General features: G+C 46.8%; 14 protein-coding genes. 13 read left to right on the forward strand and 1 reads right to left on the reverse strand.

What is annotated here, in order from left to right; genetic code table 11:
* Positions 1-237: 237 nt before the first annotated feature.
* From ACQY6F_RS15610 to ACQY6F_RS15660, 11 genes are all read left to right on the forward strand, one after another.
* Positions 238-1,749 (forward strand): TIGR03752 family integrating conjugative element protein, encoded by a 1,512-nt coding sequence (locus tag ACQY6F_RS15610; RefSeq protein WP_428775695.1) that lies wholly within the window; start codon positions 238-240, stop codon positions 1,747-1,749.
* A complete protein-coding gene (locus tag ACQY6F_RS15615; protein WP_428775697.1) occupies positions 1,743-2,150 on the forward strand; it encodes a hypothetical protein in 408 nt (135 codons plus the stop codon). The genes ACQY6F_RS15610 and ACQY6F_RS15615 overlap by 7 nt, the downstream gene beginning before the upstream one ends.
* On the forward strand, positions 2,147-4,990 hold the full coding sequence (locus ACQY6F_RS15620; protein WP_428775699.1) for a conjugative transfer ATPase: 2,844 nt from the start codon (positions 2,147-2,149) through the stop codon (positions 4,988-4,990). The genes ACQY6F_RS15615 and ACQY6F_RS15620 overlap by 4 nt, the downstream gene beginning before the upstream one ends.
* Entirely contained in the window at positions 4,987-5,517 is a 531-nt protein-coding gene (locus tag ACQY6F_RS15625; RefSeq protein WP_428775701.1) for an OmpA family protein, read from the forward strand. Before ACQY6F_RS15620 ends, ACQY6F_RS15625 begins: the two co-directional genes overlap by 4 nt.
* A gap of 16 nt (positions 5,518-5,533) precedes the next feature.
* Positions 5,534-5,992: a DUF1525 domain-containing protein gene (locus tag ACQY6F_RS15630; protein WP_428775703.1), complete on the forward strand. Its 459-nt coding sequence runs from the start codon at positions 5,534-5,536 to the stop codon at positions 5,990-5,992.
* Positions 5,993-6,077: 85 nt separating this feature from the next.
* A complete protein-coding gene (locus ACQY6F_RS15635) occupies positions 6,078-7,370 on the forward strand; it encodes a hypothetical protein (RefSeq protein ID WP_428775704.1) in 1,293 nt (430 codons plus the stop codon).
* Positions 7,371-7,555: 185 nt separating this feature from the next.
* A complete protein-coding gene (locus ACQY6F_RS15640; RefSeq protein WP_428775705.1) occupies positions 7,556-8,341 on the forward strand; it encodes a hypothetical protein in 786 nt (261 codons plus the stop codon).
* A gap of 197 nt (positions 8,342-8,538) precedes the next feature.
* Positions 8,539-9,342, forward strand: a complete 804-nt coding sequence (locus tag ACQY6F_RS15645; protein WP_428775706.1) for a hypothetical protein — start codon at positions 8,539-8,541, stop codon at positions 9,340-9,342.
* Between the two features lie 113 nt (positions 9,343-9,455).
* Complete coding sequence (locus tag ACQY6F_RS15650) at positions 9,456-11,258, forward strand: VWA domain-containing protein (protein WP_428775707.1); 1,803 nt, start codon at positions 9,456-9,458, stop codon at positions 11,256-11,258.
* 61 nt (positions 11,259-11,319) lie between these two features.
* On the forward strand, positions 11,320-12,600 hold the full coding sequence (locus tag ACQY6F_RS15655) for a toprim domain-containing protein (RefSeq protein WP_428775709.1): 1,281 nt from the start codon (positions 11,320-11,322) through the stop codon (positions 12,598-12,600).
* Between the two features lie 117 nt (positions 12,601-12,717).
* Positions 12,718-13,752, forward strand: a complete 1,035-nt coding sequence (locus ACQY6F_RS15660) for a hypothetical protein (protein WP_428775711.1) — start codon at positions 12,718-12,720, stop codon at positions 13,750-13,752.
* A gap of 34 nt (positions 13,753-13,786) precedes the next feature.
* Here the strand turns inward: ACQY6F_RS15660 and ACQY6F_RS15665 are convergent, their stop codons facing one another.
* Positions 13,787-13,963, reverse strand: coding sequence for a hypothetical protein (locus ACQY6F_RS15665; protein WP_428775713.1), 177 nt, complete (start codon positions 13,961-13,963; stop codon positions 13,787-13,789).
* Between the two features lie 761 nt (positions 13,964-14,724).
* On the opposite strand from ACQY6F_RS15665, the gene ACQY6F_RS15670 reads away from it, so the two are divergent.
* On the forward strand, positions 14,725-15,153 hold the full coding sequence (locus ACQY6F_RS15670) for an H-NS family nucleoid-associated regulatory protein (protein ID WP_428775714.1): 429 nt from the start codon (positions 14,725-14,727) through the stop codon (positions 15,151-15,153).
* A gap of 181 nt (positions 15,154-15,334) precedes the next feature.
* Positions 15,335-15,679, forward strand: coding sequence for a YajD family HNH nuclease (locus ACQY6F_RS15675; RefSeq protein WP_428775716.1), 345 nt, complete (start codon positions 15,335-15,337; stop codon positions 15,677-15,679).
* The last annotated feature ends 135 nt before the right edge of the window (positions 15,680-15,814 follow it).

Genomic DNA, 15,814 nt, shown 5'->3' on the forward strand with positions numbered 1-15,814 from the left:
GGGGTAAAGGGTTACAATATATAGCATTAGACATATGTAGCTAGCAAACGACTAAGGTTTCAAGATACTTTTTCTAATCTGAACAAAATAGTTCAGGGCAGCCCTCCTAAAACGTTTCTGTCCAAATCCGAGTTACGCCGCGACTGCATTTCTTTGTTACCGCATTTCTGGCAACATTTCAAACCACCTAATTATCACGTTCCCGTTATTTGCATTGTCGAATAACGGAGCGTATGCGTGAAGATTACACTAAATAAGATTCTATTTGTGGTTGTCCTAATTGGGGCCGGCTTGTTGCTGATGGGTAAAAGCAATAGCGTGCCATCGGTGGACGAGCAGATCGCGACCACTGAACGGGAGCTCACAGAAGGTTTAGTTCAAACGACAGATAGCCCACTCAACAACACGAACACCACCCTGCAAACGTTGGTTTCGACAGTTAAGCAAGTCAAGTCGGAACTAAATCAACAAAAAGAAACAAACACTCATTTAAAAAATGAGCTGGAAAGGGTAAAGCGCAATAATAACTCGGGCAACGATTCGAGTCAGATTCAGCATTTACAGCAAAAGATCACGCAGCTGCAGCAAGAACAGGACGAGCTGAAAGAGCAGCTGGCCAATCAACCCACACCAACGAACTCTGTTGTGTCAGACATTGCCGGTAGTGATGTCGCGCCTATATCGGTCGCACAAGTCGATAGCGGAGCCAACCCTGGTGATGGCGATAGCTCACTACTAACACAGCTCATCCAACCAACCGAAATCAATAATGCTATTTCCAGCCTTACCGGCACCGAGGTTGAGCCCATAGACAATCAATCCACTGTTAACCGACCAACCAGATCCAGTCAGGAAATAGTGTGGATCGCTCAAAATGATAAGGTCGTTGAAACAAAGGAAGACGGAACAACAGTTCAATCCTATCCCGTTTCATTTGGGTCCTCAGGATCCACAGAGTTAGCTACGGTGGCTCCGGACACTAACGCGCCAACACAATTTCCTCTCCTGCCAAATAACGATACGTCGAAAGCCGTGCCGATTTACACCATTCCAGAGGGTTCAACGTTATTTGGTAGCGTCAGCATGTCAGCGATTTTGGGCCGGGTGCCAGTCGATAACGCATTATCAAATCCTTTCCGTTTCAAGGTTCTGATTGGTGGTGAAAATCTAGCGGCCAACGGCCACTACATCCCAAACTTGCAAGAGATGACCGCTCAGGGGTACGCCGAAGGGGACTTCACGCTTGAATGTGCCCGAGGCACCATCGATACGATGACGTTTGTGTTTAATGACGGCACGATTCGTACTGTAAAAAGTACCGGTTCAGGCGATGGACAAACCAGCGGCCTGGGCTGGATTTCGGATAAGTATGGTGTGCCATGTATTTCCGGTCAGTACATCACGAATTTCCCTGAATTCGTTCGAACCCAAGGGGCGCTAACGGGGCTCGGCTCTCTGGCATCGTCTCTGGCTACTGCCGCCAGCAGCAAATCGACCAATGCAGACGGCGTGACCGTTTCTGTCGTCAACGATGCGGTTCAAAAAGCCGCAGGAGAAGGTTTCGCAGACGGCGCCACCGAAATGACCAAGTGGTATGCAGAGAGACAGAAAAGCGCGTTTGATGTGGTGTATGTCAGAACCGGCGAATCCGTTGTGCTGAATATTGAAGAGCCAGTCCTTATTGATTATGACCCGGAAGGTCGCAAGATTTTCCACCAAGACAATGCAAGAGAGTATCTGCAATGGTAAGACTAACGCTAAGCGCCGTGCTTTGTGCTCTGCTACTGGGATGCAGCAGTTCAGATGGTGTGAGCAAGAAAGACCAAATCATTCCACCGTCCGATGCCACCATGAAAGAAGTGTTTGACAGTAAAGGTCGGCCTGAAGAGTCCACCGGGAACCAGGTTATGCAGGTATTGCGCAGGCCTGCCAACCAAAATGAATTGGCTTTAGATGCGTATCAAACGAATGGCATCAACCACAAGCCGAGTTTTCGAAGATTGCCTAACCCAACTTTGTATATCTACTTTGCGCCTTCACTCTCAAAGGATGGTGGTATGCCAATTCCGGCGTGGATGAGCGAATTTAAGATGTATGACCGCGATCAGTATGCATTACCAGGTGAGCTGAACTTAGGAGACCGTCAGTGAATGCCATAACCCAAGGCCTGAAATCGTTCATGGCCAAATTTTCTGAAAACGATGGTTTCAGCCAAGAGCATCTAGAAGACAGCTACAACACGGATTTGCCTAGCTTCTCATCTCGGTTGCCATATGCCGGTTACGATCCAGAATCTAAGACGTTCATTCTGGAAGATTTGATTTCTCGCGCCATGGTACTCACCATTAAACCGATACCGACGGAAGGTAAAACCGGCGAGCAACTGGCCAAGGTGCGCGATGCACTGAGCGATATTTACCGATTATTTGACGAGCGGGATGTCCTGGATGGCCAATGGGTGATTCAAGAGTTCACCTATGAAAGTAACTCCGTGGAAGCAATTATCGATCACATGCGTGATTACGTCGTCCCTCACGCCAAAGGAACACTGTTTACCGAAGCCTATATCAAACTCTTGGAGCGTCATTACCGCACCATAGCCAAAGACGAAGGCCTGTACTTTGACAGGGCAGTGACCAGCCAGCCGTGGCGCTTCAAAATGCCTCGTACCAAACTCATCATCTATCGCCGGCAGTCTGGAAAAGACGTCAGCCGATTTCAGGCAGGTAAACACAGTCCAACCGATGAAATTACCCAGTTGTATAAGGACTTGAGTGTCAAACTTTCGCAGGCGGGGATTCAATATGAGCTGGATGATGACGTGGCTATGTTTGGGTGGTTGTTCAAGTTCTTCAACCCCAATCCAGAACTGAACCTATTCGACAGCAAAGAGCAGTATTATGAACGGATGTGCGACATCGATAGTGAGTTGCTGATCGGTGATGACCTGTGCGAAGCGTTGCTGTCTGAGCCACCGAAAAGTGATGTGGATGATAACTGCTGGTACTTCAACGGCGCACCTAGTCGATTCTTGAGATTTGGCAGTTTACGTAAAGCCCCAAGAATTGGTGCCCTCACCGGAGAGGTATCGGAAGGGGATGGGGCACACGAAACCAATTTCTGTGTTTTGGATGCGTTGCCGAACAACACCATTTTGAGTAAAACGGTGGTAATTGCGCCACAGCCAGACTTTGACCGTAGGTTTGGTAAAACCGCCAAGTCGTCAAAAGGTACCTCCAATGAAGCCAAAGTGGCCGCGCGGAATCTGGAAGAAGTAGACTCACTGCTGCAAAGCAATGAGAGAAAAGTGTTCGTCACGATGGGCGTGTATGTTTCCGGCCAGAACCTGACTGAGCTCGATGACAACCAGCGCAAAGTGGTTTCCACCCTCGCCAATAGCAACATCATGCTCTACAAAGACAAAGTGGATGGCTTATCGCTGGATAGTTTCATCAACCACCTGCCGATGAACTTCCGGCCAGAAAAAGATAAGGGCATGTACCTACGCACAATGTGGTCACAGCACAGCGCCAACCTGTTCTTTGGTTTTGGCCGGGGCGAGGGGACGGGGAACCCATGCATCAGCTTTTTCAATCGAGGCGGCACTCCGGTATTTTTCGATCCGATGTCCAAAGCGGACAAAGACAACAACAGTTTTGGTTTTATTGCCGGGCCGAGTGGTGCCGGTAAATCGGTCACCATCACACAGCTTGTTTATTCCATCATGGCGATGAAGCGGCCGCGACTGTTCTTGATTGAATACGGTGATTCATTCTCGATGGCCGCGAAAGACTGGGAGAAAAAAGGCCTGACTGTCAATTACCTCAAAGTTATGCCTGAATCGGTTCCGAAGCTGGCGCCATTTTCCAATCTCGACAAGGTGTTGGAAGATTCAGTGGATGAGCAGGAAACCATCGATAATTTTGAAGACATTGAATACGAAGATCTCACCGAGACCGGCAAAGAAGAGAAAAAAGATATCACCAAACAAGGCGACATATTAGGTGAACTGGAGTTGGTGTTGCTGTTGATGATCACCGGTTCAGAACAGTCCGAGTTTGACCGTTATACCCGCGCCGACCGCTCCATGATCCGCCAAAGTTTGGTGGAAACAGCAAAGCGGCTTAGAGCTGAGGGCATTGCAGAAGGTCTTGGTCACGCGAAACCAGCTGTCGTCAGTGATGTTATGTTTACGCTCAATAAAATGGCCGAAGACAAGAGCCAGGATTTACCCACGACCAAACGTCATTTGCTCCGTGAAATGGCATTGTCGTTAGAAGCCTTCACCACTGGCATTAACCACACCTTGTTTAATGAAGTCGGTGAAAGCTGGCCCGATACCGATATTATGGTGTTCAACTTAGGCTTGCTGGCGCAGGACAGTTATGTTGCCCAATTGAACGTTGCTGTGTTATCGCTAATGCAACACATCAACAATCTGAGTGAAGCCTATCAGTTTGACGAACGCGATGTGGTGTCCATCACCGATGAAGCGCACTTGATACTCAACAACAACATGCTGGGTAAAATCCTAACTCGAGTGGTCAAAACCGCACGTAAACTCGGCCATATCCCATTTTTTGCCACTCAGGATCTGGCGGATTTGGCTGGGGAGTCCAAAAAAATTCTCAACAACATCGAGTGGTTTTACTGCCTCAACTTCGGGCTAGAAGAAGCCAGAAAAGTCCAAGACATAAAAAACCTCTCTGATGAAGACGTCCATCTGATGGTCAGCACTCGCAAACTGGACCGCTGTTACACCGAAGGGGTCGCCATTTCAAAGCATCACCGCATTTTGTTCCGCGTCACCCCACCATCCCTGATGCTGGCGGTGGCAATGACAGAATCCAGCGAAAAAGCAGAGCGCCGCAAACTCATGAATGAAATTGGTACCGACGATGAACTGGAAGCCGTATATGAAATGGCAAACCGATTAGATAAGGCCAGGGGTATCAATGGTCGACTGGAATATAAGGAACTCTTTCAATGAAATTGACGTTTAACCTGTGGCTTTTTGTCGTAAGTTCTCTGTTTGCAACCGTTGCCAGCGCCAACGAACAGATTCAATACTCATCGGACACCTATTTGCAGCAGCAATACCAAATGCTGAAAGTGTCATTTTTGGACTTGGAAGTCACCAAACAGACTGACCAAGTGGTGAAAATTGTCATTCCCACTGCCTATGGCTTCCGAAGCGGTGGCGCCCAATTAAATCGGATGATGAAAGATAAGCTGAAAAAGCTGGCGCATTTTCTCAATTCTTATCCAGAAACGACCATAGAAGTGGCCGGCCATACCGACAACGTGGGCAGTCCGGCTTCGAACATCCAACTAGGAGAAAAACGCGCCACTGCCGTTGCCAACGTTTTACTGGATAACAAAGTCCACCCGTTTCGCGTTCGGGCGTACTCCGAAGGCGAAGAAGTGCCTAAGTGCAACAATAACAACGTCCAAGGCCGCGCCTGCAATCGACGTGTGGAATTGTTAATCGCATTAGAACGAAATCTAGCGTTTTAAAAGGGGGATACGCACCATGCTTCGCCACGTACTGATGGTTATAGTCATCATTGGGAGCCTGTTTAACGTTGCCAACGCCAGCGAGAACATAAAAGTTAACAAAGTGGTCTGGCTGACCACCACACAGGCAATGAGTTCAGGCTTGGACAACGCTCGTAAAGAGGCAGGGGCAGCCAGTTTCCACCCGTTCGCCGTCGACCAATCGAAGCTCATTTTAACTCATTTTCAATCGACCTTTCCGGCCAAGCTCAACAAGGAACCGGAGTCGGTAAAAATGGCGTATCTACAAAAGAATGTCACTCCATATCTGAAAGCTTACTCACCTGAACTGCTCAGAAGTCAATTGGGCATCAGTTTGGCCAAACTGTATCAAGTTACCCGAATACCCGCAGTAGTGATAAACGATCACTACATCGCCTATGGCGTATCGGTAAAAGAAGCCATCGATGCCTTCAACCAGGCAACAGCAAAATAGTGAAATGAGGTGCCACATGGCGAAACAATGGTTCTGTGTAATGTTGATGTTTCCTGCGGTCGTTTTTGCCAGCGGGAACAGCTCTATGCCATCACTTCAAGAAATTCAAAATATGGCGAACCAAATCAATATCAACAATATATCGAATATGGGCAACCTCGACGCCAGCATGCTGATGCAGGGACAAAATGGCCTCGGTGAAATCAATACTCAAACGGATAACGGCATTCTCCAAGAGCTGACGGATTCATCAGGCGGCGTAAAAACCGAACAAGAGCAACGAGTCCCTTGGTCGGTAGGGGATGAGTGGAATTATTCATTGGATAACGACTATGGCAATATCCCGCAGCTGATGGATTGCATGGAATACTCCATTGTCGGCCTGTGTTTATCCGTCAGATGGACTTTCTGGGGGCCGGTTTATACCACCGGTGTCGCCGTTGAGCACTTTGTAAGGGATGTGCATGTTGAAGTGTTGCCTCAAGCGCCGAATGATCCAATTGACGAAGTACCTCAGGGCACGGTGTTGCCTAGTTCCAACAGCGTCTCAGATGACATCATGATGATGTACCCATACTGGTGGAAAGCCTCCAAAGCGCTGGCAGACTCGTTATTGACCAACTCAATTCAGTCTAACTTGGCTGAAGCGGTAGGGCAGACCACTCAGAGCCTAAACAACAAATTTTTATACAACGACGCCCAGGTCTCTGGCAATTTGGAGCGAAATGTATTCGATGGCTTTGCGGGGCAGGTGATCGGTATTGCCGGATACTGCCAAGCGCCCACGTTACCCGGCGTGCCTTATTTCAATTCCACTCTCGATCAATTCTCTTGGCGCTGGTTGGCCACCTCGGAAACCATCCTACTTGCGCTCTATCAAATCAAGTATCTTGAATTTAACGATGTCGGCCGTTCTTATGGGTCAACATTCCCTCGCTCTGGGTACACCAACACTAATAACCGCTTTAAGGCGGCGGTGGAAACCGCACTTCGCGCCACCAATATCGCAGGCGAAAACCGTGGTTTATTTTCAGGGCTGGCAGGCTTACACATCTATGTGCCACTACCGCAATACGCCAGTAGCAGCTTCACCGGACAGAAGTATCAGACACCTCAAGACGCCAAGAGTTACAAGCTGGATATGGTGTACCCGTTTAAAGGGGACCGTTGCACGCGATATGGCGCGGAAGAAAACAGATTGACCAGTATGAGTCTCGCCAAACAACGAATAGATGACGATCTGACGAAGGAATTTTCGCGCTCTAACCCCAATAACACCGCCATCTTCAAACTGTATCGACCGTTCCGTTGTTGCCGGAAAAATGGCAGTAAGGTGTTTGATGTAGTGTCGCCGGGACCAATTGGTCAGCCCAGGTAAGTGTCAAGCATCTTATTGAAAACAAGAAGTATATTGCGAGTCACGTCTGGTTATTTCACCTCAATGCGGTTAAAATAGAGCCACTTGCATATCTCTATGCCCATTCAACACACCTTTCTTATTTAAGCCGCTTCGACGCAGTGCGTCGGGGCGATTTTTGCTGCTTTTTATCTAGGAATAACAATATGAATAACGGACTGAATAAAGGCCTGTTGGTCTTGGCGGTATCGTCAATCACCATATTTGGCAGTCTCACGGCTACGGCCGGTGTGGCCGATATGAAAAACTCTTCCCAGGCGCGAGCCTATTCAACGGTCAACGCCAGTACATCGGTAACGACGCCAAAGTTCCAGAACGCTTCGGCACCGGCTATCAGCTGGAGTCCGAAAGTGAATCTGGACAATGCATCAGGAAAGCCTGCAATAAATTTGGACAAAGCCAACGGCAGTCCTTATATCAACCTAACAAATGCATCTGGAAACATAAAATCAACATCAGGCGTCAGCAACGACATCAAAACCTATATTGATGATAAATTGAAAGAGGGTGGGGGAAGTGGAGGTTCCGTCTCCGGCTGGTCCGTGGTCTACGATGACGCAACGGGTACAAGAGAACTCACACCTCAAGGCGGGTGGAACCAGTTTAAGATCTATTTTAAGTGCTATACCTACACTGGGACGGGGCAAAATGCCTCATGGAAAACGGGTAGTGGCTCTGGATATTTAAGCGCAAGCGTAACAGCTGTTGGAGCCACTGCAACTCAAACAAGAAGCCAAAAATGCGGTGGTGACAATTACTCAGCCACAGCATCGGCTACGGCAAAACTGACATTTAGTGTAGGAAACTCTATTTCAGCTCCTGCCTCGGCTGACGATACAGACTCTGCTAGAGGTGGAAGTTGCGTGAGTGCATACGCCGAATCTCATATCAGAAACTTTGTGATAACCAAAATGGAAGCTTACTACCCATAGACATGAAGGATTTAATTAAGGCTTAAGTGATATAACCATTAATCATTTGAAGTCACTCGCAACCTCTAAACAGACTGAATCCTACCGGTAGGAAAAAAAATAAACTTTCCATACCCGCATAATTTTATGCCCTATCCCCCACGCACTCTTAAACCCCGTTTCATACGGGGCCGTGCTATTTGTAAGGATTCAAAACAATGAACATACTCCCCAACCTGAAATATTTACCGCTGATACTTAGCATACTGTTCAGCTCGCACATCTCGGCGGGTGTTGCCGACATCAAGCAAAGTGCAAGTTCTCAGCCCTATGAAAACATAAGCAAAAGTAGCCGGGCGGACAAGCCCTTCTACCAAGCCTCGAGCGCGCCGGCCATCAGCTGGAGTCCGAAGCTGAACTTGGATAATGCAACTGGCGAGCCGGTATTGAACCTCAGTCGTTCGATGGGAAAGCCCTCTATAAATTTAGATGACGCAACAGGGTCTCCAAGAATTGATATCTCAAAAGCGACCGGACAGATTACCTCCACACAGGGCGTCAGCAACGACATCAAAGACTATATCGAACAGAAACTGGCAAATGTGGACGGCGGCAGCGGCGGCAGCAGCAAACCGACACCGGGCTGGAATACCATCTACGAGGGTGCCGGTACGATTACGCTAAATGTTCCTCACACCTACTCAAATTGGAAAGCCACTGCTTTCTATAAATACAATGCCAATAAAACAGGATGGAACAGTAAAACCGTCACTCTCAGTGGCCAATGGGGCGCTATGGTGGGCGTCTCTGAAAGTTCAACCGTACAACAGCAATGTTCAGGTGGTGGCCCTTACATTTCTGCAAGCGCCAGCATTTCATCGATTGCCGGACCAAGCATGAGTTGGGCGCAAAGTGATTTTGGGAGCAAATCCGTGAGTGCCAGCTCCTATTGTAATACTGCCTATACTGAAATTCAGTTATCAAATTTTGTAATCAAGAAATTTGAGGTGTATTATCAGTAATATCAGTGATTTTGCCTCTTGGCAGAACGTCACTGCCGCTTAGTGACACCAAAATTGTTTGGCGCGGCAAACCTACCTAAACGCTCGAAAGGGCATCACAAAAGGAAAACACTATGGCATTAGTAGAACGTAATCTCGCGAAAAGCGTAGTCATCATGGCTGGCGTTTACGCTGAGTCATTTGGTTGCAAAATCCAGTTATCAGAGCGTGGTGAAGCTTGGTTCGATGGCGAGACCATCTCCATTCCCAAACCTATCCCTGAAATGCTCGATGTGACTTGGGGATTCTGTGCTCACGAAGCGGGGCACAAGCGTTACTCAGATTTGTCCGTTTTTGAATCTGTATCAAACGATCCGATCGCCGAACACTTGCTCCAGGTTATCGAGGATACTCGGATTGAAACGGCGATGTTGACACCGTTCCCTGGTGTACGGAAATACTTTGCAGTAACTGCCGCTAAAGTCATTCCGTATCAACCGAAAGAGGACGCAACTCCGGCTAACTTACTGTCGTCGTACATTTTTTATTATGTGCGCGGCAAGTTAACCGGGTATCCAATTTGGGATGACAACACCAAGGCGCTGGAATTACAGCTAACCAAATCACTCAACTTCTTTGTCATGAGTAGTTTGATGGAACTGTTAGATGACACCTTGTTGACCCAAAGTTCAGCCGATTCACTGGCGTTAGCCTATCGAGTCAAAGCCTTCTTGAAGGATTTGGTAGATCAACCGGAAAAAGAAGAACCTGAAGATAACAATCAAAGTTCCGAAAACTCTGACTCATCTGACGAAGGGGAAGGGGAAGAGGAACAAGGTTCAAATGCTTCTGATTCTTCGGATGATGGGGACGATAGCCAAGGCTCTGCTTCTGATTCTTCGGATGATGGGGAGGACGATGGCCAAGGCTCTGCTTCTGATTCTTCGGATGATGGGGACGATGGCCAAGACACCGATAATGCCCCTTCCGCGAACAATTCTGGAAAGGGTGCTGGTGGACTGAATGACGAAGGGCGCGAATTCATCCAGCAGTTTTTGGAAGCTACAACTGAAGACTTGGGTGAAAGTGATCTGGGTGAAATTCTGAAAGAAGTATTAAGTCAGGATGAAAACCAGGAACCGTTAACCGCTCTTGAGGCAGAAAACGTAGGAACGGGTTCGGAGTTACAGATTGATGTTTCACCAATGGAGATTTCCAATTTTGAACATCACTCAATATCAACAACCAATACCTTACGCCACAGCCTGATCCGTCTCATTGAGGATCAGACTCGATCTCAACGACAGACGGTTCGCCGTGGTCGACGAATTGCTAAGAGTAAAGTTCACAGACTAGCAACAGGGAATACGCGTATCTTCAAACGCAAATTCACTGAGCGAGAGGAAGTGAACTGCGATGTAGCGGTTCTAGCCGATTCCTCTGGCTCAATGGGGGCAGACATGGAAGCAGTCAAGGTGGCAACTTTCGCTTTGCTGCAGTGTCTGGACCAAATTGAAGGCGCACAAACTTGCTGTTATGCCTTTGGAATTGGTGAATCAAACCTGGTTGAAGTTCAACGGCCAGGGGAGCACTTTGGTAATAAAGTCAAAGGCCGGATTGCATCACTAACGGCTTGGAATTCAACTCCGGCAACAGAAGCGTACTGGGCTGCGGCTCATGCCCTGTTCCGAATGGAGTCCAACAAAAAGGTGGCAATCATGATAACGGATGGCTCGCCGAACAATACCAGCACAACCAAAGCCATAGTCGACACTCTCAAAGAGAATGACGTTAAGGTGATGTGTGTGGGGGTGGGAGTCACAAGCTATGACATTCCACAATTGGATTATGTTTATGGCAAAGGCGTTTGGTTAAACGTGAAAAAGTTTACCGACCTGCCTAGTGAGCTACTGCGTGTAGCCAAAGAGGTCATTTAATCAATTCGTGCATACCTTCGGGTATGCACACATCCCGGAAGGGAAAACATTAGGAGTAACGATGCGAAGAAATTATGAACATGAAAAGCAGCAGCTGTATGACGCGATTCAAAGTTACGGTTACCTTCGTTTATTGCGCGAGCTAACTGACTTGGATGGTGCCATTGATTATATTGGCACTCAAAATTCAAAGCGCTTTGATATCTGTCCGGACTACCAATGCTCTGAACACCAACTCTGGAACAACAAGGGTAATTTTGTGTTGTTTAAGGATGCGGCTGAGACGGGCGCTGGATACTGCTACAAATGCAAAACACGGTTTTCCGCGTTTGACTACCTGATGGAATACAACGGGTATAGTTCATTTAAAGACATGATTGACGAAGTTAAACGGCAAATCGGCTTTAAACGAGATCCTAACTACCAGCCATCAGAAAGAAAAATTCGGAAAAAAATGGGGCCTAAACCACCCACTTACGCGGAGATCAAAAAGGCTGAACGAAATCGTTCTGCGATGAACAAAGCCTGGTCTGAAGCGGTATTTCTTTACGACGAACAGGCCTTACCGGCAGCAAAATATTTTGCTAGACGTGGGGTGACCAACCTTCATACTGCGATGAAAGATCAGGTGAAATTTCATCCGGCAATGACATATTTTATTCCTATTCCGCATCCGTCGGATGACCGGAATGAGCAGGATGTGTCTGAGCGAGAAGAATTGGTCCGTTACTGCCAAAGCCATCCAAGCTTTGACGGTTTTATTGAACGTAAAGGTGCGCCCATTATGGCCAACATGGGAAATCACCCATGTATCCTGATCATGGTTCGTACACCGCTGGGTGAACCGCGGCGTCTGCACCGAATCTACCTTGATGAACATGGCAATAAGGCCAGTTTTGCCAAGGACGGATTTGAAATAAAACGTATGATGCCCGGTGGATACGGTTTAGAAACCACCCATTGCGCTTGTTTCATAGACCCACCATCCCCCGTTGTGGGACTTGGAGAGGGGCTTGAAACGGTACTGGCTGTAAAGCAAGTGACCGCAATGCCGATGGACTGCACCATTAACGCAGGTGGACTGGCGAATTACATGCCACGTGAGGGTACTCAATACGTCTATATCTTTGAAGATAAAGATGAGTCTCAAACGGGTGAAATTGCCGCGAAGAAGTGTGAAGAACGTTTGTTGGAAATGGGCATTTCAGTTATCCGGGTTACCCCTCCGCTCGAATTAGGCGGCCGTAAATCGGTGGACTGGCTGGATGTGTTAAATGAGTTGGGACCCAATGGTTTCCCACTTGTGGCGCAGCAATGGCAACAATGTCTACAAACGGAATAAATTATGGAGTGAGGTCTTAGACCTCCCCATTCTAAGGCGAGTTTTTGATAGCTCATCTTACAATGGGTTTATTTGATCAATTGAAGTCGCAAGGCTTCACACTAGGAGAGAACAACAATGACGTTAAAACATATCGTACAACTCTATACAGACCCAACATTGATTGGCCAGGAAAATGACGAAACCTATGCCAACATTTTTTGGTCTGTGCAGTTCAATCGTGATTTGGATGCTTACTTTAGTAAACGTAAATATCAGCATGACTTTGATCTGTTCAAAGAGGGCTACGGTCGTTTGAAAATCCGGTTCACTTATGACAGTGATGCCTCACCGGAAGAAAACCTGGCTTACGTGGAAACATTGGCCGCTAAGCACCTGGTCAGCAACTCAGGACTAAATGTGTTCGGCTTTACCAACGACAAGGTAACCATTCGCCGTGACCAGTTGCATTTCGTCGTCAGCCAACCGGATACCGTCAGTCTGATTGACCGCAAAGGCGTCGACCAATCGGTATTTTCACGGCTGGGCAAAATCTCTGCGAAAAGCTCACCAGCGGCAGCCTACCTGTTCGGTGCCACAGCGGAGCCATTGGTGGACATCAGCTGGGCAGAACCACTCAAGGATGAGAATTATCAGTTTGATTTTTATAACACCATTCTTGATTTGGACGCGCGCGAAAACGACTACGTGTTTACCCCGATGGGCGACATAATTGTGGATTACCGCAGCGTCGAAGAGCTAATGAACAGCGAATGGATGCAATTCCAAATCACCGTGAAAGGTATGGAAATCGCACGTCCGTTCGACATGATGGTGGATCTGGTCAATAAAGCTAACGAAGTGATTTATGAAGACAACAAGTATCTAGACAAAATTCGTCAGAAATTTGGTGAAGATTGTTTCTTGCTGCTGAATCGTGAGCAAAAGACCTGGTTGCCAATCAAACCAGTAACACACAATCTGAAAGATGTTTTCCATGTCCTGGGTCTACGACGTTACTACACGCCGTTGCGCCTAGCGGAAATGCATGAACATGGTTTTGCTTTGAATATTGAGCAGAAACTGTCTGAGGAAGAACTTAAACAATTGAAAGAGACCTACGAGCAACAAAATGCGGCTCGTGCCAAGACTAAGAAACAAAAATCTCATTAAGCCAAAACGACTCAGCGCTCATAAGAGCGCTGAGTTATTTTTTCTCCACAAATTCGTCGACCAAACTCTGCTTCAGCGCGCGAAGCTCATTGAGAAACCACCGGGTTTCCTCGCTCCGCACCATGTATACGGTGATTAACCGGAACAGAGATATCCACTGGCGCCGGCCAAGATAGCCACCTATCAGGACCGCGACAGAGATTTCTAACATGCTCATCTCCTCTGTGAGCACATTGACCATTGCCAAGTATATTTCGTTCAACATTTGACGCCTCAACTATCTGATTTATTGATGATTATCTTCTACGTCAGCTCCGGATACGACGCTAAGACGGTAAGAATTGGTATCACGTTAACACCGGAAATTACAAAGCAAGCCCCACACCAATATTTTTTTAATTTTATTTCAGGAGAGCAGCATGGAGAGCATGACAGTGACGGTGGCATCGGTTGAGTTAATCAGCACAAGGTGCGAGACCTTTGTGGGTATTAAAGATGGCCAAGAAATTACCGAATCGATATACCGGCTGGATCTGAGGTTACCCAATGGTAAAGCGTATAGGCACCCTTTTTATGGGACGCAGAGCTGCCGGGATCACCTGATTACGAAAATCCAAGAGCGTGGAGTAATAAATCTCGATATTTGGCTTCGCCTACCGGAAAAGGATCGGTCGAAAAGCTGCTCGTATATCAATAAAGGTATGGGAGAGGAATATTCTCATCCTAAGTATTAGTACCATAATGAAACGGCAGAGTTCACATCGGTTCGCCGCCATTTCTAAATCAAAAATGTCCAGATTAGAGCTGACTGGACTTTGTAACTGGAAGCTTTCCCTGATATTAATTACCCAAATGGGCTTTGAAAACTATGACATGGGAAGTATAAATCTAACCAATCTTGCTTTATCACTATAAATAATCATAATTTCAACTAACGGGTACAGTCAGTTTACCTAATATTACGAGGTTCTAATGAACGATCTTTTAAAAATATTACTTAATCTTCGCAGCCTAAGAGCGTTTGCTCGTGAAATGACCCTGGAGCAGTTGGAAGAAGCTTTTAGTAAACTTTCAACCGTTGTAGAGGAGCGTAGAGAAGAAGAGGCTAAAATTCGCGAAAAGCAAGCAGAGAAAGAAGAGCAACTTGCGGAAATTACCAAACAAATTGCGGAACAAGGATTAGATATTAATGATCTAATTTCAGCACTTTCTACTGCTACCAAATCTTCCAAATCTTCCAAATCTTCCAAATCTCAAAGTAGTCGCAAGCCTCGCCCTGCAAAATACAAGTACATCGATGCCTCTGGAAAGAAGAAAACTTGGACAGGTCAAGGTCGTACTCCTGCGGTAATTCAATCGGCTTTAGATAGCGGTAAGTCGTTGGAAGATTTTGCCATATAACTGGACAAAGCCAGTTATATTTTCGATAACTCATGAGTCAACGATACGTCGTTGACTTTTTTTGCCTCTTTTAAAGTTATACCTATTTAAATCATGATTTTTCAGAGCTGTGATTTGACGTACTTTGGGTCATACTAAAAGTAGCTGCTTTACTGGTGGCTATTCGCATAGATGAACAATGATGTCATCAGACAATTACGGAACCAGTGCCCGTTACGCACGTAAAGAAGCCGATTACCGAGAGAAAGCACTAAAACTTTATCCTTGGGTATGCGGAAGGTGTGCTCGAGAGTTTGTATATTCAAATCTGCGCGAATTAACAGTTCACCACAAAGATCATGACCATACGAATAGCCCCGAAGATGGCAGCAACTGGGAGTTGTTATGTCTCTATTGCCACGATCATGAGCATAGTAAATACCTAGAATCTGAACTTCATGGTAGTGAAATAAAGCCCGGAGAAGATGAACACCAAGTGGCGACATACAATCCATTTGCTGATTTAGCAAAGATGATGAAGAAGTGATTCAAAAGTACTCAAGCGATTTGAGGTTTGTGCTCTAAAGCATTTTTGCCCCGAAACGTTTTAACGCCGCAGCTCGCTCAAAATGGTATGAATCATTTTGCCATAGAAATACTCATCTGAAATTGAACAGTAGAG

Source organism: Vibrio sp. (genome assembly GCF_050299255.1).
Taxonomy (GTDB): domain Bacteria; phylum Pseudomonadota; class Gammaproteobacteria; order Enterobacterales; family Vibrionaceae; genus Vibrio.